The organism is Tardiphaga sp. 862_B3_N4_1, assembly GCF_051811085.1.
Lineage (GTDB): Bacteria > Pseudomonadota > Alphaproteobacteria > Rhizobiales > Xanthobacteraceae > Tardiphaga > Tardiphaga robiniae.
The window spans coordinates 3596902-3617266 of sequence record NZ_JBPWQB010000001.1; the positions used below are offsets into that span (position 1 = coordinate 3596902).

Sequence of the window (20365 nt, forward strand, 5' to 3'; positions counted from 1 at the left end):
CCAGTGAAATCAGTATTTTATGCTTGAAGCATCGTGTTTTCGGGATGGTGAAATGACGCCATGCGAGCGCGTGTAAGACAAGCGCTTAGAGACTGTAAAGATTGGTATTTTGCGACGTTCTGTCGCAGGTTTCCGTACGAAGCTCCGATGGTGAATTCACACTGTGATTCCGTGTTTGCACTGCAAGAAAATCACTGCCCAACTTCTCAACACACGAGAAAATCCGGATTCCGAATTCGTTGCACATGTACCAGAACTGCAACACTTCAGACCAAGTATACAACGCGAAAGTCGAATAAACGTCATTCAATCAATGAAAAGCCCGAGCCTTACGCGATTGCGTCGAGAGGAATCGCCCAAGAAAGCGATCCAGTCCAAAAATAAGGCAGACGCTGGCGCTTATTCGAGATTTACGCTGCATTCCAATCCGGCACACACTTGCCGCAAACCTCCTTTTCACGCGTGAGTAGCGAATGTTGGATTCGGGATCGGGACACGCGCGTATGGGGACGGTGCTTCTGCAGACCATTGGTCTGACCAAGCGCTATGGCAGTTTCCTCGCCAATGACGCCATCGACATCGCGATCCGTCCGCAGGAAATCCACGCGCTGCTCGGCGAGAACGGCGCCGGCAAATCCACGCTCGTCAAAACCATCCACGGCCTGATCCAGCCGAGCGAAGGCGAGATGCTCTGGCAGGGCGAGAAGATGGTGCTCGCCGGCCCGCATGATGCGCGCGCGCGCGGCATCGGCATGGTGTTCCAGCATTTCTCGCTGTTCGACAATCTCACTGTCGCCGAGAACGTTGCGCTCGGTCTCGACGGCAAGGAATCCTTCAAAGCGATGTCGGCGCGGCTCGAACAGGTGTCGCAGCAATATGGCCTGCCGCTCGATCCCAAGCGCGAGGTCTGGCAACTCTCGGTCGGCGAACGTCAGCGCATCGAGATCGTGCGCGTGCTGATGCAGAATCCGAAATTCCTGATCCTCGACGAGCCCACCGCCGTGCTGACGCCGCAGGAGGCCGATCAATTGTTTGTCGTGCTGGAGCGCCTGAAGTCGGAAGGCCGCGCGATCCTTTACATCAGCCACAAGCTGGACGAAGTGAAGCGGCTCTGCGACACCGCGACCATCCTGCGCGGCGGCAAGAAGATCTCGACCTGCCTGCCGCGCGAAGAAACTGCCGCATCACTGGCGCGCATGATGGTCGGCACCGAGATCAAGCAGGTGAAAGCCGCCGCCAACCGGCAGACGACGGTGCCACGGCTCGTGGTCAATGATCTCAGCCTCGCGCCCGACGAACCACATGGCGTGCATCTGAAAAACATCTCGCTGGAGCTGAAGGGCGGCGAGATCCTGGGGATCGCTGGCGTCGCCGGCAATGGGCAGGACGAGTTCTTCGCGGCGCTCTCCGGCGAGCGTCTCGCCAAAGATCCCGGCACCATTGTCATCGACGGTCACGCCGCCGGACATCTGTCGATCACCGCGCGCCGCAAGCTTGGCGCGGCCTTCGTGCCCGAAGAACGGCTCGGCCACGGCACCGCGCCGCGCATGCGCCTGTCGGAGAACGCGCTGCTCACCGGCCACGCCGCATCCGGCATGGTGCACAACGGTTTCATCAATACGGCGGCAACGCTCGCGACCGTCGATCGCGCCACCGAAAGTTTCGACGTCCGCAAGGCCAAGCGCGATCCAGAAGCCGCCAGCCTCTCCGGCGGCAACCTGCAGAAATTCATCGTCGGCCGCGAGATCCTGCGCAATCCCATCGTGCTGGTGGTCAGCCAGCCGACATGGGGCGTCGATGCCGGCGCTGCCGCCGTCATTCGTCAGGCGCTGCTCGATCTTGCCGCTGCGGGCGCGGCCATCCTCGTCACCAGTCAGGACCTTGACGAACTCGCTGACATCGCCGACCGCATCGCCGTGATGTTCCACGGCCGTCTCTCCGAGCCATTGATGACGGCAGATGCGGACAGGGAAACGCTGGGCTTGTTGATGGGCGGCAGCGCACTCACGCCAAAGGACGTGCCCGATGCAGTTGGTGCTTGAGAAGCGCGCGGAGCGATCGACCATCATCGCGCTGGTATCGCCTGTTATCGCCATCGGGCTCACCATCGTGACCATGAGCATCCTGTTCGTGATCATCGGCAAAAATCCGATCGCCGCGCTCAACGTCTATTTCATCACGCCGCTGACCGACGCCTATTCGCTGCAGGAGCTCGCGGTGAAAGCCGCGCCACTGGTGATGATCGCCATCGGCCTCTCGCTCTGTTATCTCGCCAATGTCTGGAACATCGGCGCGGAGGGACAGTTCCTCGTCGGTGCCGTGGCGGGCAGTTGGCTTGCGGTGAAGACCAACGGCACCGATGCCGGCGTCTGGGTCTTGCTGGCGATGCTGCTGCTCGGCGCCATCGCGGGCGCGCTCTATGCATTGATCCCGGCCTTCTGCAAGGTGCGCTTCGGCGCCAGCGAAATTCTGGTCAGTCTGATGCTGGTCTATGTGGCCGACCTGCTGCTCGATTATCTCGTCCGCGGCCCGTGGCGCGATCCCAAAGGGTTCAACTTCCCGACCACGGCCGAATTCGATCCGGTCGCCACCGTGCCCCTGCTGTTCGAGGGTGGACGGCTGCATCTCGGCGCGGTCATCGCGCTGGTGATCGTTGTTGCCGCTGCTGTCCTGCTCGGCCGCACCATCAAGGGCTTTGAAATTCGCGTGGTTGGCGCGGCACCGCGGGCGGCGCGCTTCGGCGGCTTCTCGTCGAACCAGCTGGTGCTGCTGACTTTCGCGATATCCGGCGCGCTGGCCGGCCTCGCGGGGATCATCGAGGTCGCCGGCCCCGTCGGTCATCTGCAGCCCGGCATCTCGCCCGGCTATGGCTTCACCGCGATCATCGTTGCATTTCTCGGACGGCTCAACCCGGTTGGAATACTAATTGCAGGGCTTTTCCTGGCGCTGACATTTATCGGCGGGGAGCAAGCGCAGATCGCTATGAAGATCCCACTCGATATCACCAAGGTGTTTCAGGGTATCCTGCTGTTCTATGTGCTCGCCTGCGACAGCCTGATCCTGTACCGGATCAAGCTCATCATGCCGCAGCGGAAGGTCGCCGATGGAGCTGCTTGAAGCCATCATCCTTGCCGTACTCGCGGCGTCGACACCGCTGCTGCTCGCCGCCTCCGGCGAGCTGCTGGTGGAGCGCGCCGGCGTGCTCAATCTCGGCGTCGAAGGCATGATGATCGTCGGCGCAGCCTGCGGCTTTGCTGGCGCCTGGGCCACCGGCTCGACATTCATCGGCGCGCTGTGCGGAATTCTCGCGGGCGTCGCGCTCTCATTGGTATTTGCACTGATGACGCTCGGCCTCGCCGTCAATCAGGTCGCCACGGGTCTCGCGCTCACAATCCTGGGCATCGGCGTGTCCGGCCTGATCGGCGCCGGCTTCGTCGGCGAGCGTATCGCCACCGCGCCGCGGCTGTACATTCCCGGCCTGACCACGCTCCCCTTCGTCGGCAAGATCCTGTTCGGCGAAGACGCCTTCGTCTATGTCTCGCTTGCGCTGATCATCGGCATGTCCTGGTTCCTCTATCGCACCCGGGCGGGGCTGGTCCTCCGCGCCATCGGCGACAATCACGTCTCCGCCCATGCGCTCGGTTATCCCGTGCTCAAGATCCGCACCCTCGCCGTGATGTTCGGCGGCGGCTGCGCGGGTCTGGCCGGCGCCTATCTGCCGCTGGCCTATACGCCGTTCTTCGTCCCCGGCATGACCGCCGGCCGCGGCTGGATCGCGCTGGCGCTGGTGGTATTCGCCTCATGGCTGCCGGGGCGCCTCGTAATTGGCGCCTATCTGTTCGGCGCGGTCTCGATCTTGCAACTGCATGCGCAGGGCTGGGGCGTCGGCGTGCCCTCGCAACTGATGTCCGCACTGCCCTATCTCGCAACCGTCGTCGTGCTGGTGTTGATCTCGCGCACCCGCAGCGGCGGCTCCACGGCGCCGGCAGCATTGGGCACGGTATTCGTGCCCGACCGCTAAAGACATTCTCGCAAGACTATCTCGCAAACAGGAGACGCGTATGAACAGGAAAGCACTTGCAGCCGCCGCCCTACTGCTGGCCACCGGCCTCGGATTGGGTGCAGCCGTCGCCGCCGACAAGCTGAAAGTCGGCTTCGTCTATATCGGCCCGGTCGGCGATTTCGGCTGGACCTATCAGCACGAAGTCGGCCGCCAGATGATCGTCAAGGAGTTCGGCGACAAGATCGAGACCACCTATCTCGAAAATGTCAGTGAGGGTCCGGACTCTGAGCGCTCCATCGAACAGCTCGCGCGCGCCGGCAACCAGCTCATCTTCACCACGTCGTTCGGCTACATGGACCCAACGCTCAAGGTCGCCAAGCGCAATCCCAAGGTGATGTTCGAACATGCCACTGGCTTCAAGCGCGACAAGAACATGTCGAGCTATTCCGGCCGGTTCTTTGAAGGCCGCTACATCCAGGGTCTGATCGCCGCCAAGATGTCGAAGAGGGGCGTGCTGGGCTATATTGGCTCGTTCCCGATCCCGGAAGTCATCTCGGGCATCAATGCGACCATGCTCGCCGCGCAGAAGATCAATCCGGACATCAAGATCAAGATCATCTGGGTCAACACCTGGTTCGATCCCGGCAAGGAAGCCGATGCCGCCAAGGCGCTGCTCGATCAGGGCGCCGACGTGATCATGCAGCACACCGACAGCCCGGCTGCGATGCAGGTCGCCTCCGAGCGCGGCGCCCTCGCCTTCGGCCAGGACTCCGACATGATCAAGTTCGGTCCCAAGACCCAGCTCACCGCGGTCACCAACAACTGGGGCCCGTATTACGTCGAGCGCGTCAAGGCGGCCCTCGATGGCACCTGGAAGTCGGAAGACACCTGGGCCGGCCTGAAAGAGAAGATGGTCGTGATGGCGCCCTATACCAACATGCCGGATGACGTGAAGAAGATGGCGATGGACACCGAAGCCGCCATCATCGCCGGCACGCTTAAGCCGTTCAAATGCCCGATCATGGGACAAGACGGCAAGGAAGTGGAATGCAAGGGCGGCGATGCCCTCGACCCCGGCCAGGTGCTCGGCATGAACTTCTATGTGAAGGGTATCGACGACAAGATTCCGGGGAAGTAACGAGCGAATAGCCGCACAATGAACGCCGTCGTCCCCTCCCCCCTTGCGGGGGAGGGTTAGGGAGGGGGCGGCAGCAGGTGCGTTCAGAGTTTGTGGCACCACCCTCTCCAACTCTCCCCCGCAAGGGGGGAGAGGGCAGGCCGCAGCGCGTTGAAGCGTTCGCGCAATACCTCTGCGGAAGTTATCATCCCGCCTGCATCGCCTTCGCCGCCGCGCCGTGTCGGCGGATCAGATCCGCGATATCCAGCCCCGGGATCGCACCGTCGATCACGCGCCATGCGCCGCCCACCATCACGCGGTCCGCACGATGCGCACCGCACAACACCAGCGCCGCCAGGGGATCGCCATGGCCGGAGAAGCGCAGCTCGTCGAGTTTGAACAGCGCGAGATCGGCCATTTTGCCGACCGCGATCTCGCCGAGCTCCGGCCGCCCCACACAGGCCGCCGAGCCTTTCGTCGCCCAGCGCAATGCATCCTTGTGACTGACGCGCCCGACGCCGTAACGCGCCCGCTGCAGCAGAAATGCCGCGCGCACTTCCTGCATCAGATTCGATCCGTCATTCGACGCCGAACCATCGACGCCGAGGCCGATGCCGACGCCGGCATCCTCCATCTCGCAGACCGGGCAGCAGCCAGAGGCCAATAGCTGATTGCTGCAGGAGCAATGACTGATGGTAGTCCCGGCCTTGCCGAGCCGCAGCATTTCCGCCCCGTTGAAATGAATGCCATGCGCCAGCCAGGTGCGTTTATTCAGCCAGCCGGTCTGCTCCAGATAATCCAGCGGACGGCAGCCATAGATCTCCTCGCAATAGCGGTTCTCGTCCTCGGTCTCGCCGAGATGCGTATGCAGCCGCACATCGAGCTTGTCGGCCAGCGCGGCGGTCGAGGCCATCAGGGAGGTCGTCACCGAGAATGGCGAACACGGCGCCAATGCGATCTGCACCATCGCGTCCTCGCCGCGCTGATGGAATGTCGCCACCACACGTTCGCTATCGGCGAGGATCGTGTCCTCGTCCTGCACCACCGAGTCCGGCGGCAGACCGCCGTCGCGCTGCGAGCGGTTCATCGATCCCCGCGTCAGCAGCACGCGCATGCCGAGCCGCTGCGCCACCGCGACCTCGATATCGACGGACGCTTCGAGCCCCGCCGGAAACACATAGTGGTGATCGGTGGTCGTGGTGCAGCCCGACAGCAACAATTCCGACATCGCCACACTGACGCCGAGATGGAGATTCTCGGGCGTCAGCCGCGCCCAGACCGGATAGAGCGCCTGCAGCCAGGGAAACAGCTCGCGATTCAGCGCCGCCGGCAAGGCGCGCGTGAGCGTCTGATAGAAATGGTGATGCGTATTGATCAGCCCCGGCAGCACCACATGGGCGCCGGCGTCATAGACCACGACGTCCGCCGTTGTCGGCTGGCCCCCCGCCGGCACCAGTTCGACAATTCGGCCATTCCTGACGACAATGCCGCGCTCGGCACCCTCGGCGAAAATGCCGACTGGATCCTTGATCCATGTGGCCTGCGTTTCTGTCATGGCTCATCTCCTTCGGTCATGGACCCGACCTTGCAATTCAGGGACCAGCCACGAATACTTCAATTTGTTCTGCAATTGTCGGCGACTTGGCGTCGGTCTTGCAAGGTTCACAATGATACTTCAAGGGGTCATTGCCGAGTGAAAGCATAACCGCCCTATGGATTTGAATACGGTCACGTCCGTTACCCGCCCCACGACGCGGGAACAGCTACCGACATGGAGTGCCGGGGATGCATGGCTCGCCGGGGGCACCTGGCTTTTCTCCGAACCGCAGACCCATCTGACGCGGCTGATCGATCTCACCGATCTCAAATGGTCGGCCCTCACCGTCACCGTCAACGAATTACAGATCGCTGCGACCTGCACAGTCGCACAGCTCGACGCGCTGCCCTGCCCTCCTGACTGGATCGCGTCGCCGCTTATCAATCAATGTTGCCGCGCCTTTCTCGCTTCTTTCAAGATCTGGAAGACCGCAACGGTCGGCGGCAATCTCTGCATGTCGCTGCCGGCCGGCCCGATGATCGCGCTCACCGCCGCGCTCGATGGTGTCTGCACGATCTGGAAGGCCGATGGCAGCGCAGACACGATCGACGTCGTGGACTTCGTCACCGGCGATCAAAGCAATGTGCTGATGCCGGGTGATCTCCTGCGCAGCATTGCCATTCCGCTTGCAGCCTTCAAACGACGCTCTGCATTCAGGCAGATCTCGCTGACGCCGGTCGGGCGATCTGCTGCGCTGTTGACAGGAAGTCTTGATGAGGATGGCTGGCGGCTGACGATCACGGCATCGACGAAGCGTCCTGTTCGTATCGCGCTCCCAACACTTCCCGATGCCGATACGCTTGAGGAAGCGATCCTCGACCGGATCCCTGACAATCTCTATCACGACGATGTTCATGGCAAGCCGGCCTGGCGCAAGCAGATGACGCTGCGGCTCGCGGAAGAAATCCGAGCCGAGTTGCAGGGCGTCCGGCCATGAGCTTCGAGATCAACGGCCACAACTTTTCGGAGAAGCCGCAAGCCGGCCAGTGCCTGCGTACCTTCCTGCGTCAGCTCGGCCATTTCGGCGTCAAAAAGGGCTGCGACGCCGGCGACTGCGGCGCCTGCACCGTGCTGCTCGATGGCGAGCCGGTGCATAGCTGCATCATCCCGGCATTTCGCGCCGAGGGTCATACCGTCACCACCATCGAAGGTCTCGCGTCCGAAGGCGGCATCCATCCGATGCAGCAGGCGTTCTTGGACGCACAGGGATTCCAGTGCGGCTTCTGCACATCGGGCATGATCGTGACCTGCGCATCGCTCAATCAGGCACAGCGTGCCGATCTCGGAGCGTCGTTGAAGGGCAATCTGTGTCGCTGCACAGGCTATCGCACGATCGAAGATGCACTCGACGGCAAGTCCAATGTGGAAGACGCCGAGCCCGGCACCGCCTTCGGCCGCAGCCTGCCCGCGCCCGCAGGTCCCCAGGTGGTGACGGGCAAGGCGCGCTACACATTTGACGTCGCCATGGACGGCCTGCTGCATATCAAGATGCTGCGCTCGCCGCATCCCCATGCCCGCATCGTGTCGATTGATTCATCAGCAGCGCGGGCCATGCCAGGCGTGTATGCGGTCCTGACGCATGCGGATACTCCGGCCACTTTGTTCTCGACCGCGCGCCACGAGATCGATGCGATGGATCCCGAGGACACACGGATCCTCGACGACACCGTGCGCTTCATCGGCCAGAAGGTCGCGGCCGTGGTCGCGGACAGCGAAGCCATCGCGGAGGAAGCCTGTCGCCGCATCGATGTCGTCTACGACATCCTGCCCGCGGTATTCGATCCCGCCACCGCCATCGCGCCCGGTGCGCCGGTCATTCACCCCGACAAGACGCCGGCGCATCGCGTCAGCAATGCTATCCGCAACATTGTCGCTGAAACGCACGGCGAATTCGGCGATGTCGCAGCGGCGCTGGCAGCGGCGGCCGTCACCTATGAGGGCACATTCACCACGCAACGCGTGCAGCACGGCCATCTCGAGACCCATGGCGGCATGGCCTGGCTCGATGCAGACGGCATCCTCAATATTCGCTCGAGCACGCAGACGCCATTCCTGACCCGCCGTGCGCTGGCTCAATTGTATGACCTTCCCTCCGACAAGGTCCGCGTGTTCTGCGAACGCGTCGGCGGCGGGTTCGGCGGCAAGCAGGAAATGTTCGTCGAGGACATTCTCGCGCTGGCCGCACTCAAGACCGGCCGCCCGGTGAAATGGGAACTGACCCGCGAGGAGCAATTTATCGCCACATCGACGCGACATCCGATGCGCGTCACGGTCAGGGCCGGCGCCGACAGACAAGGCAAGCTCACCGCGCTGCAGCTCGACGTGCTCTCCAACACCGGCGCCTATGGCAATCACGCAGGCCCGGTGCTGTTTCATGCCTGCGGTGAATCGCTCGGCGTCTATAACTGCACCAACAAGAAGGTCGATGCCGTGGTCGCCTATACCAACACGGTGCCTGCGGGGGCGTTTCGTGGCTACGGCCTGCCGCAAACGCTGTTCGCGGTGGAAGCGGCCATCGACGATCTCGCCGCGCAGCTCGGCATCAGCCCGTATGATTTCCGCCGGCACAACGCGATCAAGCCCGGCGATGCGATGCTGTCGCCCGCCGGCACGCATTATGACGACGTGACAATCGGCAGCTACGGCCTCGACCAGTGCCTCGATCTGGTCGAGCAGGCGATGCAGGTGAAGACGAAGCACGATCTCGATGACGACTGGCTGATCGGCGACGGCATCGCGCTGACCATGATCGACACCGTGCCGCCGCAGGGCCATATCGCCGAAGTCGTCATCGCCAAACGCGACGACGGCGGTTACGAGCTCACGGTCGGCACCGCCGAATTCGGCAATGGCACCGCGACGGTGCATCGGCAGATCGCGGCCACGACACTTGGTTGCACTGTCGAGCAGATTCATCTGCGCCAGTCCGATACGAGGAACGGCGGTCACGACACCGGCGCCTATGGCAGTGCCGGCACATTCGTCGCTGGCAAAGCCACCCATGACGCCGCGCAAAAGCTGGTGGCGGCGATGCAGGCGGACAGCAATGCACGCAGCGCCACCGGAACGTCAGGCGGCACGCCGCGTTCGGTCGCCTTCAACGTTCAGGGATTTCGCGTGGCGGTGAACAAGGGTACCGGCGCGATCAAGGTTCTCAAGAGCGTGCAGGCTGCGGATGCTGGCGCCGTCGCCAATCCAATGCAGCTCCGCGGCCAGATCGAAGGCGGCGTCGCGCAATCGCTGGGGGCCACGCTCTACGAGGAGATGGTGATCGACGGCCGCGGCCGCGTCGTCAATCCGAAATTCCGCGACTATCATCTGCCGTCCTTCGCCGATCTGCCGCGCACCGACGTGTATTTCGCCGACACCTATGATGCGATCGGGCCATTGGGTGCGAAGTCGATGAGCGAAAGCCCCTACAATCCCGTCGCGGCCGCCCTGGGCAACGCACTGTTCGACGCCACCGGCATCCGATTCACGCAGGTGCCGTTCAAGCCGGATCGGATTTTTCCGGAATTGCAGAAGAAGTTTGGGAAGTCGTAGTGACGTTCCCGAGCTTGCACTGTCATTCCGGGGCGCAGGACAGCGGCGAAGCCGCTGGCAGGCGAACCCGGAATCTCGAAGTGTTCAGCCATGCCGAGATTCCCCGCCACTTCATTGAAGTGGCTGAGGTTCACGTGCGCAAAGATGCGCACGCGCCCCGGAATGACAACCGACAGATAGGCCCCCCTAAGCTACCCCCGCCCCACCGTGCATTCGATCTGCCCGTGCGGCTCGTCCGTCGGCAGGAACACGTCGTTGTTGTTGTCGAGACCAAAGGCCGAGAGATTCATGGGGATGTAGTGGATGTTCGGACAGGCCATGCTGATCTCCGAAATCTCCGGCACGGCGGCCAGCACCTTCTCGCCCATGCGATACAGGCTGTTCTGGACGCTCGGACTATAGGTCGTCGCGAATTCCTTCAGCAGCGTGTCCAGAATTGTCTTGTTGGTCGCCGGATAGCTCGCCGGCTTGCCGGACCATATCCACGACGCCACCATCGATGTCGCACAGATGCGGTCGTTGGTCGGCTGGATCGTCGAATATTTGTCGGTGTAGTAATTCTCCCAGCCCGACTGGGTCGACTTCATGAAGGTGAAACCGTCGAGGCCCGAACTCATGACCGTGCCGTCGCGCGTGGCATGGATCTCGACGGTCGGCTTGCCGTTGCTATCGAGCAGGAATGCGTGCGGGTGTAGTTCGCCGTCGACAGCCAGCCGGGCCCACTTGGTCTCATGCGCAGTGATGCTGACGGAACTCGCCTGCGGATACAGGTCGAGATAGCGCTTCGCCAGCACCTGGCAGAACTCCTCCGTCGACAGCGCGGTATTCTCGCGCGCCACCACATTGACGATGTTCTTGATCGTGTCCGTGGATGTCGAGGTGGAGTTGTCGGCGTCGGTATAGGCCCGGCCGAAATCGCCTTCCAGCATCGCCTTGATGCTGAGCTGGCTGACATCCTGCTTGTCGCCGTCGCGATGGATCCGCATGATGCGGACACGGCCTTTTCCATATCTGTTCTTGATCAGCGGCACGCGCGACCTCCAGTCCGTGTTGGCGACCAGGGAACCCCGGTCGCCGGGCAATATATTGAGCAATGCTCGCTTCGAGCAACCTTCGTGCCACCGGTCGCCACACCACCGGGGCGAAATGGCTTTTAGCGGCGTCTGGCACGAGGTTTGTATCTGACGATCATAATGCCACGATATTTCATCACCTAAGCAAGGGGCTAGATCAATGACAGTGAGCGTCCATCCCGTCGACGAGATGCTACCGACGCCGCGCCTGTTCGCGTTAGGCCTGCAGCACGTTCTGGTCATGTATGCCGGCGCCGTGGCGGTGCCGCTCATTATCGGCCGCGCCCTGAAGCTGCCGCCGCAGGAGGTCGCCTTCCTGATCTCCGCCGACCTGTTCGCCTGCGGCCTTGCGACTTTGGTCCAGTGTATCGGCTTTCCCGGCGTCGGCATCCGCCTGCCGGTCATGATGGGCGTCACCTTCGCCTCGGTCGGGCCGATGCTGTCGATGGCCACCGCCCCGGAGATCGGCCTGCTCGGCATCTATGGATCGGTCATCGCTGCCGGAATCTTCGGCATCCTTGTCGCGCCTTTCATCAGCCGGCTGCTGCCGCTGTTTCCACCGGTGGTCACCGGCACCATCATCATGGTGATCGGCATCTCCCTGATGCGCGTTGGTATCAACTGGGCTGGTGGCGGACTACCCATGTTCACAAAGATGATCGATGGCGTTCCGCACACGTTCCCCAATCCGGCTTACGGCCAGTTGCAGGGGCTCGGCATCGCGCTGTTCGTGCTGGTCGTGATCCTTGCTTTGATCAAATGGGGCACCGGCTTTCTGTCCAATGTCTCGGTGCTGCTCGGCATCATCGCGGGCGCCATCCTTGCCAGCGTGCTCGGCGTGATGCATTTCGACAAGGTCGGCACTGCCGGCTGGGTCGATATCGTGCTGCCGTTCCATTTCGGCATGCCGCAATTCCATCTCGTGCCGGTCGTCACCATGTGCATCGTGATGATCGTGGTGATGATCGAGTCGCTCGGCATGTTCCTGGCTCTCGGCGAGATGACCGACCGCAAGGTCGACCGCGATGCGCTGACCAAGGGTCTGCGCGCCGATGGTGTCGGCACCTTCCTCGGCGGCATCTTCAACACCTTCCCCTATACCTCGTTCTCGCAGAATGTCGGCCTCGTCGGCGTCACCGGCGTGCGCTCGCGCTGGGTCACCATCGCCGGCGGCGGCATCATGCTGGTGCTCGGCCTGCTGCCGAAGATGGCCGCGCTCGTGGAGTCGGTGCCGCAGGTGGTGCTCGGCGGCGCCGGCCTCGTGATGTTCGGCATGGTCGCCGCGACCGGCGCGCGCATCCTCACCGCGGTCGATTTCAAGACCAACCAGCGCAACCTGTTCGTGGTCGCCATCTCCGTCGGATTCGGCATGATCCCGCTGGTGTCGCCAAACTTCTTCAAGGCACTGCCGCACGACCTGCATCCGCTGCTGGAGTCGGGCATCCTGCTCTGCGCACTGGTGGCGGTGATCCTGAACGCGTTCTTCAATGGCGTCAGCAGTGCCGAGACCGCAAAGGCGGAAGCGGCGGGCGTGGCTGCGGCTGCGACGCATTGAAAAGATCAGGGCCAAACACTCCGCCCTCATCCTGAGGAGCCGCGCATCTTGCGCGGCGTCTCGAAGGATGGCCGCCAACTCATGGTTCGAGACGCGCGCCAAGAGGCACGCTCCTCACCATGAGGGACGGAGTGAGAGCGTCTACTTCACCTTGGGCTCGAGCCCGCTGGCCACGATCACAGGGGCGGCCTGCTTCGAGGACAGAAACGCGATCAGCGCCTTGCCGGCATCGGGCTGCGGCGCATTGCTCGCGAGCCCCGCCGAGAACACCGTGATCTTCTGCAGCTCCGCCGGCAGCGGGCCGACGATCTCGATGCCCTTGACCGGCTTCAATTCGCTGATCTGCTGAAAACCGATCTCCGCCTCGCCCCTGGCGACGATCTCGCCGACCGGCGTCGCCGGGATCTTGCGCGCCTTGTCCTTCATGGCGTCGGCAATGCCGAGCTTCTCGAACATCTCCTTGCTGACATACACACCGCTGGCGCTGTCCGAATAGGCCACGGTCCGCGTCTTCAGCAGCGCGACCTTCAGCGTATCCGCCGAGGACAGGTCCGGCTTCGGCGCGCCCTCCTTCACCGCCACGCCGATCGGCGAATCCGCGAGATCGACGCGGCTGTCGGCGACCACCTTGCCCTTGCTGATGAGATCGCCCAGCGCATAGCCCACCATGATCAGCACATCGGCCGGCTCGCCGCGCGCCAGCCGCATCGGGATCGCCTGCGGCGTCTCGCCCATCGACGGCCCATAGGCCGTGACGACCGTATTGCCCGTTGCCTTCTCGAACTGCGGCACCAGTTCCTTGTAGGCTGCCGTGAAGCCGCCGGAGATCATCACATGGACTTCGGAGGCGAAGGCGCTGGCCGTGGCGATGGATGTGAATGCCGCGACCAGCAGCAGGCGATTGATGCCACGCATGACGTTCTCCCTGATTTTTGTTTTGTGATGAGACGACCGATTTGGGTCGAATGTAGGATGGCGCGATTGCGAAACTCTCAGTCGTCATGGCTGGGCTTGTCCCGGCCATCCACGTCTGAACTCCGTCCTCATCCTGAGGAGCGCGTTCTTCACGCGCGTCTCGAAGGATGTGCGTAATACTCTTCATGGTTCGAGACGCGCGCCAAGTGGCGCGCTCCTCACCATGAGGCATCGCGCCCCGCTCAGCTTCCCCGATAGGTCCCATAGCTCCACGGCGTCACCAGCAGCGGCACGTGGAGATGGCCTTCGGGTTCATAGACCGAAAAGCGCAGCGGGATCTCGTCGAGGAACGGCGGATCGGACATCGGCACGCCCCGCTCCGCAAAATAGCTGCCGACCTTGAAGGTCAATTCATAGCGTCCGATCGGCACCGGGCGGCCGCCGATCAGCGGCACATCGGTGCGGCCATCGTGATTGGTCAGCGTGCGCGCAATCACGCGGCTGACACCGAGCTTCGACAATTCGACAAGCTCGACCGAAATCCCCGCTGCAGGCCGGCCGCTATGGGTATCCAGCACATGGGTCGAGAGCCGGCCATGCACCTGCAGGCGATCTGGCCCGTCGACCAAAAGATCGGTACGCAGCGCCGCGATCTTGCAGATTTCGGCGACCGATGCGGTGACCTCGGCGGCCGGGTCGTTCGGCAACCGCTTCTCGAAATCCGCCAGGATCGAATCCTTGGTGTGGCGGCGAACGCAGACGATATACGGGAAGCCGAACTTCGCACGATAGGCATTGTTGACGCGATCGAAGGCGGCGTATTCGGCTTCCGAGAGCCGGTCGAGCCCGACGCTGTTCTGCTCGGCATTGGATTCCGCCGTCAGGAGATCGCCGCGTTGCGTTTTATCGGCAAGATCCGGATGCGCCTTGATCAGCGCCAGCCGCTGACCTGCAGCCGCCTCCTCCACCACCTTGCGCATCGCGGCGAACAACTGCTTCACGCCCGCGAAGGGCCTGCTCTCCGCCGCCTTCTCCGCGATCCACGGCGAATACTCGAAAATATTCGCCAGCGCCGCGACGAAATCCGCTTTGCTGCAGGCGTTGAGTTCGTCGAGCGTCTTCTCTGTCATGACAGGGCCTATCCCAATCCTGGTCTATCCGATGGCACGGGCGTCGGCGGCAAGATGTTTCAGATTGGCGTGCCAGTGCTCGGCGATATCAAGACGCGTCGGCACCCAGACGCGCTCGTGGCTCGCGATGTAATCGAGGAACCGCATCAGCGACGCCGCACGACCCGGACGACCGACGACGCGGCAATGCAGGCCGACCGTCATCATCTTCGGCGACGTCGCGCCTTCGGCATACAGCACATCGAACGAATCCTTCAGGTAAGTGAAGAACTCGTCACCGCCACCAAAGCCCTGCGGGTTGACGAAGCGCATGTCGTTGGCATCGAGCGTATAGGGAATGACGAGCTGCGGTTCGCTGGGCCCCTTGATCCAGTATGGCAGATCGTCGGCATAGGAATCGCACAGATACTTGAAGCCGCCGGCTTCCATCAGCAGGCGAATGGTGTTGATGGAACTGCGGCCGGTGTACCAGCCGGTCGGGCGCGCGCCGGTCGCCTCGGTGTGCACGCGGATCGCCTCGGCAATCTCGAAACGCTCCTCCGGCTCCGACATATCCTTGTGCTCGATCCACTTCAGACTGTGGCTGGCGATGTCCCACTTCGCCTCCTGCATGGCGGCGACGATTTCGGGATTACGCTGCAGCGCTGTCGCCACGCCGAACACCGTCGTCGGCATCTTGCGTTCGGTGAACATCCGCCACAGCCGCCAGAAGCCAGCGCGCGAGCCATATTCGAACATGGATTCGATATTGGCATGGCGCTGGCCCGGCCAGGGCTGTGCCCCCAGTACGTCCGAGAGGAACGCTTCCGAGGCGCGGTCGCCATGCAGAATGTTATTCTCGCCGCCCTCTTCGAAATTGACCACGAACTGCACCGCCACGCGCGCCCCATCCGGCCATTTCGGATCGGGCGGATTGCGGCCGTAGCCGCGGAGGTCGCGGGGATAATCGCTCCCGGCCATCAGACCATCTCGAAACGAACGGGTTGCGCACCCTTCCAGAGCACGGTCTTGCCCATCTCTTTCAGATTTTCGAGGTTCGAGGTCAGCGTAATGAAATGGTTGCCGGCGAGCTGGCCCATCTTGCTGGCGAAATGCACGCCGCTATAGGCCAGCAGGATCTCGGTCTCGCTGATGCCGCCCGGATACAGGATGATGTGGCCCGGCGCCGGAAAGCTGGTGTGGTTCTCATAGGGCACGCCGAAATCGAGATCGCCAAGCGGCATCCAGACGCCCTCGCCGCTCCAGCGCACATGGATGGCCTGGCTGACGAACGGCATCGCCTTCTTGAAGGCGGCGACGGTCTTGGGGGCGTCCTTCTCCTCGAATTTCGCATCGAAGGTGAAGTCGCCGACATGGACTTTGAGCTGGCTCATCCGTGGAATCTCGTAATTGGAGTGACTGACAGTGATCCATCCAGATTGCAGCAGGGGGCGAAAGAAGCAAGCCGCAGTTTTCGGCGGCGTTGCCTGTAGACTGCGTTCCCTCTCCAACACTGTCATTCCGGGGCCTCCTTGCTCGTCATTCCGGGGCGCACGAAGCGGCGCAGCCGCGTAGTGCGAACCCGAAATCTTGAGGTGTTGCTGAACATGCTGGGATTCTGGGGTCGCGTCCGGCTTACGCCGGCCACGCCCTCAGGCAAACCAATTGGTTTGCCGGGGAATGACGAGTGTGGGGGGCAGGAAGACGTCAAACATTTTTTCCTATCTCCCGTTGACAATATCCCGGCATGGACTATATTCCCCTCCGTCCGGCCTCGATGAGAGGGGCGAGCGCGATCGTCACGTTCGCGGGGCTGGATGCGGTGGACGCCGGAGATGCGGCGTTACGCGATTCATGGGTGACGTCTGTCTTCGGGCAGGACGGATCTGCGCCAGCACTGCCACTGGCATGGAGACGGCTGGCCTTGGGATGGAAAGACTCTCTGGACAGTGTGACGGACGACCAAGTCAAAACGCGTTCGGCCCAGTCGCTTGAGGCTCCCTTCCCATCGCCTTGGGACTTTAATTCGCGATCGGAGCGTTCGTCGAGGCAAAGTGCAAGCAACCGAAAAAACACCGCATGCGGAACGCTGGGCAATCGCTCGTGCTTCCGAAAGTCCTGATGCATTACCCCATGCGGAAGACCGCATTCGCATCAGGCCCAAGGGTGCATCGGGCACCCGGCGTTCCGCACGCCCTCTTTTCGAAGAGGGTCGAAGGAATGCTCATAGCTCGGACGCGCAAGCGCCGCGAGAATGCGAACGCATGTTTTCAGGACAGTGGCTGTTTGAAATTTGAATCCTGCAATGATGCGCTGCCGCTATCGTTCATCACTCAGCGGTGGCTTGAACGTCAGCGGTGATTCCATCGCACGCTGCCTCGCGCGATCGACGGCCTGTGCAAAATCCTGCGCATCGAACCATGGCTCATCGCGCATCAGCGCATCCAGATCCTCGTTCCAGATCTGCGACACCTCGATATCGAACTTCATATTGTGCTTCTGGCTGACAGCCTGAATTCCATAGCCGGTGACGGCCCATTGTTTGCCGAGCCAAAACACATCCCGATGCAGCACCACGTCTACGCCCAATCTCGTCCGGTATCGTACAGAGACGAAAAGAACCCCAACCTGATGAGGGTGAGGCTCTACTGAACCGGTCTAGTCCATCAAATTTTAGCAACATCGTCCAGCGTTGAGAACAACGCCGATCTAGATGCGACCATTCTCGTTCGGCGGCTGTGGATGCTGCGCCTTCTGCGCCCGTTCCGCATCGGCCTTGTTGGCCTCGTGGCGTCCGATCACGCACCCCGCAACGACGCCGACCTTGCCATGTCCTGCATAGTGGCCGGCGATTCCGCCAATGATCGCGCCTTTGATACAGCCTTTCGCCTCGGCCGCAACCGATGAAAACGCGAGACCAGCAACCGCAGTGCACAGCAGCAATTTCTTCATGATAACTCTCCCGCGTGATCGACCTCCTATAAGTCGCCGCTCCGCATTTCGTTCCATCAGTTGAAATATCGCCGACTCACACTCGCATCCGATTCGTGCCATAGATGTCGCAAATTGCGTCCAGGGATAAAACGACCATGCCAGCACCCAAACCGCCTGCTTTCGAAACGCTGAGTCTGCATGCCGGCCAGCATCCGGACGCAGTCACCGGCGCGCGCGCCGTGCCGATCTACCAGACCACATCCTACGTGTTCCAGGACTCGGATCACGCCGCTGCGCTGTTCAATCTCGAACGCGCCGGCCACATCTATACGCGCATTTCCAATCCGACGACGGCGGTGCTGGAAGAGCGCCTCGCTGCACTCGAAAACGGCGTCGGCGCCGTGTGCACCGCGTCAGGCATGGCGGCACTGCATCTCGCCATCGCCACATTGCTCAATGCCGGCGATCACATCGTGGCGTCGTCCTCGCTCTATGGCGGCACCATCAACTTGCTGGCCCACACGCTGCCGCGCTTCGGCATCACCACGACATTCGTCAAGCCGCGCGATCTCGACGCCTTCAAGGCGGCGATCAAGCCCAACACCAGACTGGTCATCGGCGAAACCATCGGCAATCCCGGCCTCGAAGTGCTCGACATTCCCGCCGTCGCCGACATCGCCCACGCCGCAAAGATCCCGCTGCTGATCGACAACACCTTCGCGACGCCGTTCCTGTCGCGGCCGATCGAGCTCGGCGCCGATATCGTGATGAACTCCGCCACCAAATGGATCGGCGGCCACGGCATCGCCATCGGCGGCGTGATCGTCGATGGCGGCCGCTTCGACTGGCACGCCTCCGGCAAGTTCCCGCAACTGACCGAACCCTATGCCGGCTATCACGGCATCGTCTTCGACGAACAGTTCGGCACTGCCGCCTTCATCATGCGTGCCCGTACGGAAGGATTGCGCGATTTCGGCGCGTGTCTCTCGCCGACCAATGCATTCCAGCTGCTACAGGGTGTCGAGACGCTGGGCATTCGCATGGAGCGCCATATGGCCAATACGCATGCGGTGCTGGCGGCGCTCACGGCCAACAAGGCGGTCGACTGGGTGCTGCATCCGTCGCTGGAGAACCATCCGGATTACGAACTCGCGAAACGCCTGCTGCCGCGCGGCGCCGGCTCCATCGTCTCGTTTGGTATCAAGGGCGGCCGCAATGCCGGCCGCAAATTCATCGAAGCGCTGAAGCTGACCAGCCATCTCGCCAATGTCGGCGACGCCAAGACACTGGTCATTCATCCCGGCAGCACCACGCATCAGCAGATGGATGCGGAGCAGCTCAAGGCCGCCGGCATCGGCGAGGAGCTGATCCGTCTCTCCATCGGCATCGAAGCCGCCGATGACATCATCGATGACCTCGCGCAGGCGCTGCGCATCTCGCAAAAGGGCTGAGCGATGCAACTCACCGTCAACGGTCACGAGACCTATATCGCGAATGGCGGCCGCGCATTCGATCCTTCCCTGCCCGTAGTCGTGATGATCCACGGCGCCGGCTTCGATCACTCGACATGGGCGCTGCATACGCGCTGGTTTGCGCATCATGGCTTCGCCGTACTAGCGCCGGATCTGCCCGGCCATGGTCGCTCGAAAGGTGAAGCGCTCACGACCATCGCCGATCTCGCAGACTGGACAGCAGCATTGATCGAGGCAGCGGGCACAAAGACTGCGCGGCTGATCGGCCATTCCATGGGCTCGCTGATTGCGCTGGAGACCGCAGCGCGGCATCCCCGTAAAGTCACGCGCCTCGACCTGATGGGCACGGCAGGGACGATGACCGTCGGCCCGGATCTGTTGAAGGATGCCGAAGCCAATCAGCACTCCGCCATCGACATGGTGTCAATCTGGGGGCTCGGCTTTCGCGCCGAACTCGGCGGCAGTCTCGCGCCGGGGTTGTGGATGCATAGCGGCGCGCAGCGCGTGCTGGAAGCCACGAAGCCGGGCGTGCTGTTCGCCGATCTCAACGCCTGCAATACATACCAGAATGCGCTGACTGCTGCGGCCCAGCTCGAAATCCCGGTCACGCTCATCCTCGGCGAGCGGGACATGATGACTCCCGCCAAGGCTGGCAAGACCCTGGCCGCCGCCTTGAAAAACGCCCGCACGGTGATTCTGCCGGGCACTGGCCACATGATGATGGTCGAGCGCCCCGACGACGTGCTCGCCGCGCTACAGCACGAGCAATAGAGTCCCCAACGCGGCGATGGCTGTTGCACCGCGCGGCGCGCTGTGCTTCCTGTCTGTCGTTATCGGTGCCTCCGCAAGGAGGTGAAACGGGAATGCGGTGCGGGGAAATATCCCCTATGCCGCGGCTGCCCCCGCAACTGTAAGCGGCCATTCCAGGTCCACAAAGCCACTGAATTTGCATCGCAGATTCGGGAAGGCGGACCGGGAGACCACCGCGAGCCAGGAGACCGGCCGGTAACGAGTTTCACACTCGTTCGACGGTGGGTCGACGGAAGG

General features: G+C 62.4%; 17 protein-coding genes and 1 riboswitch. Of the genes, 9 read left to right on the top strand and 8 right to left on the bottom strand.

The window, feature by feature from the left end; genetic code table 11:
• The first annotated feature begins 473 nt into the window (after positions 1-473).
• Genes AB8B02_RS17150 through AB8B02_RS17165 form a run of 4 tightly spaced genes read left to right on the top strand, consistent with a single transcriptional unit; the run spans position 474 to position 5141 of the window.
• Positions 474-2042 (top strand): ABC transporter ATP-binding protein, encoded by a 1569-nt coding sequence (locus tag AB8B02_RS17150; RefSeq protein WP_439064542.1) that lies wholly within the window; start codon positions 474-476, stop codon positions 2040-2042.
• Complete coding sequence (locus AB8B02_RS17155; RefSeq protein WP_439064543.1) at positions 2026-3117, top strand: ABC transporter permease; 1092 nt, start codon at positions 2026-2028, stop codon at positions 3115-3117. Before AB8B02_RS17150 ends, AB8B02_RS17155 begins: the two co-directional genes overlap by 17 nt.
• Positions 3104-4021, top strand: a complete 918-nt coding sequence (locus AB8B02_RS17160) for an ABC transporter permease (protein ID WP_439064544.1) — start codon at positions 3104-3106, stop codon at positions 4019-4021. Before AB8B02_RS17155 ends, AB8B02_RS17160 begins: the two co-directional genes overlap by 14 nt.
• A gap of 40 nt (positions 4022-4061) precedes the next feature.
• Entirely contained in the window at positions 4062-5141 is a 1080-nt protein-coding gene (locus AB8B02_RS17165) for a BMP family ABC transporter substrate-binding protein (RefSeq protein ID WP_439064545.1), read from the top strand.
• A 184-nt stretch (positions 5142-5325) separates the two neighbouring features.
• Here AB8B02_RS17165 and AB8B02_RS17170 read toward each other — a convergent pair whose 3' ends face one another.
• Positions 5326-6675 carry an 8-oxoguanine deaminase gene (locus tag AB8B02_RS17170; protein WP_439064546.1) on the bottom strand — a complete coding sequence of 450 codons (1350 nt, stop codon included), beginning with the start codon at positions 6673-6675 and terminating at the stop codon, positions 5326-5328.
• 157 nt (positions 6676-6832) lie between these two features.
• Between AB8B02_RS17170 and AB8B02_RS17175 the strand changes: the two genes are divergently transcribed.
• Both AB8B02_RS17175 and AB8B02_RS17180 read left to right on the top strand, forming a co-directional pair.
• Complete coding sequence (locus AB8B02_RS17175) at positions 6833-7654, top strand: FAD binding domain-containing protein (RefSeq protein ID WP_439064547.1); 822 nt, start codon at positions 6833-6835, stop codon at positions 7652-7654.
• Positions 7651-10260, top strand: coding sequence for a molybdopterin-dependent oxidoreductase (locus tag AB8B02_RS17180; RefSeq protein WP_439064548.1), 2610 nt, complete (start codon positions 7651-7653; stop codon positions 10258-10260). The genes AB8B02_RS17175 and AB8B02_RS17180 overlap by 4 nt, the downstream gene beginning before the upstream one ends.
• 191 nt (positions 10261-10451) lie before the next feature.
• Here the strand turns inward: AB8B02_RS17180 and pucL are convergent, their stop codons facing one another.
• Positions 10452-11291, bottom strand: coding sequence for a factor-independent urate hydroxylase (gene pucL / locus AB8B02_RS17185; protein ID WP_439064549.1), 840 nt, complete (start codon positions 11289-11291; stop codon positions 10452-10454).
• 202 nt (positions 11292-11493) lie between these two features.
• Here pucL and AB8B02_RS17190 point away from each other — a divergent pair, with 202 nt between their 5' ends.
• Entirely contained in the window at positions 11494-12888 is a 1395-nt protein-coding gene (locus AB8B02_RS17190) for a nucleobase:cation symporter-2 family protein (RefSeq protein WP_439064550.1), read from the top strand.
• Positions 12889-13029: 141 nt separating this feature from the next.
• Here the strand turns inward: AB8B02_RS17190 and AB8B02_RS17195 are convergent, their stop codons facing one another.
• From AB8B02_RS17195 to AB8B02_RS17220, 6 genes are all read right to left on the bottom strand, one after another.
• Positions 13030-13803: a substrate-binding domain-containing protein gene (locus tag AB8B02_RS17195; RefSeq protein ID WP_439064551.1), complete on the bottom strand. Its 774-nt coding sequence runs from the start codon at positions 13801-13803 to the stop codon at positions 13030-13032.
• 242 nt (positions 13804-14045) lie between these two features.
• Positions 14046-14933 carry a 2-oxo-4-hydroxy-4-carboxy-5-ureidoimidazoline decarboxylase gene (gene uraD / locus AB8B02_RS17200; protein ID WP_175366626.1) on the bottom strand — a complete coding sequence of 296 codons (888 nt, stop codon included), beginning with the start codon at positions 14931-14933 and terminating at the stop codon, positions 14046-14048.
• Positions 14934-14957: 24 nt separating this feature from the next.
• Complete coding sequence (gene puuE, locus AB8B02_RS17205) at positions 14958-15893, bottom strand: allantoinase PuuE (protein ID WP_184518933.1); 936 nt, start codon at positions 15891-15893, stop codon at positions 14958-14960.
• A complete protein-coding gene (locus AB8B02_RS17210) occupies positions 15893-16306 on the bottom strand; it encodes a DUF3830 family protein (protein ID WP_068735441.1) in 414 nt (137 codons plus the stop codon). Before AB8B02_RS17210 ends, puuE begins: the two co-directional genes overlap by 1 nt.
• 925 nt (positions 16307-17231) lie before the next feature.
• Positions 17232-17501: a hypothetical protein gene (locus AB8B02_RS17215; RefSeq protein ID WP_141137111.1), complete on the bottom strand. Its 270-nt coding sequence runs from the start codon at positions 17499-17501 to the stop codon at positions 17232-17234.
• Positions 17502-17621: 120 nt separating this feature from the next.
• Positions 17622-17864 carry a hypothetical protein gene (locus AB8B02_RS17220; RefSeq protein ID WP_068734329.1) on the bottom strand — a complete coding sequence of 81 codons (243 nt, stop codon included), beginning with the start codon at positions 17862-17864 and terminating at the stop codon, positions 17622-17624.
• Between the two features lie 137 nt (positions 17865-18001).
• On the opposite strand from AB8B02_RS17220, the gene AB8B02_RS17225 reads away from it, so the two are divergent.
• Together AB8B02_RS17225 and AB8B02_RS17230 are read left to right on the top strand one after the other, a co-directional pair.
• Positions 18002-19297 carry an O-acetylhomoserine aminocarboxypropyltransferase gene (locus AB8B02_RS17225; protein ID WP_439064552.1) on the top strand — a complete coding sequence of 432 codons (1296 nt, stop codon included), beginning with the start codon at positions 18002-18004 and terminating at the stop codon, positions 19295-19297.
• A gap of 3 nt (positions 19298-19300) precedes the next feature.
• The gene (locus AB8B02_RS17230) at positions 19301-20089 is read left to right on the top strand and encodes an alpha/beta fold hydrolase (RefSeq protein ID WP_439064553.1); all 789 of its coding nucleotides are present in this window, start codon (positions 19301-19303) and stop codon (positions 20087-20089) included.
• A gap of 46 nt (positions 20090-20135) precedes the next feature.
• A riboswitch (cobalamin riboswitch) is annotated at positions 20136-20339 on the top strand.
• Positions 20340-20365 lie beyond the last annotated feature (26 nt).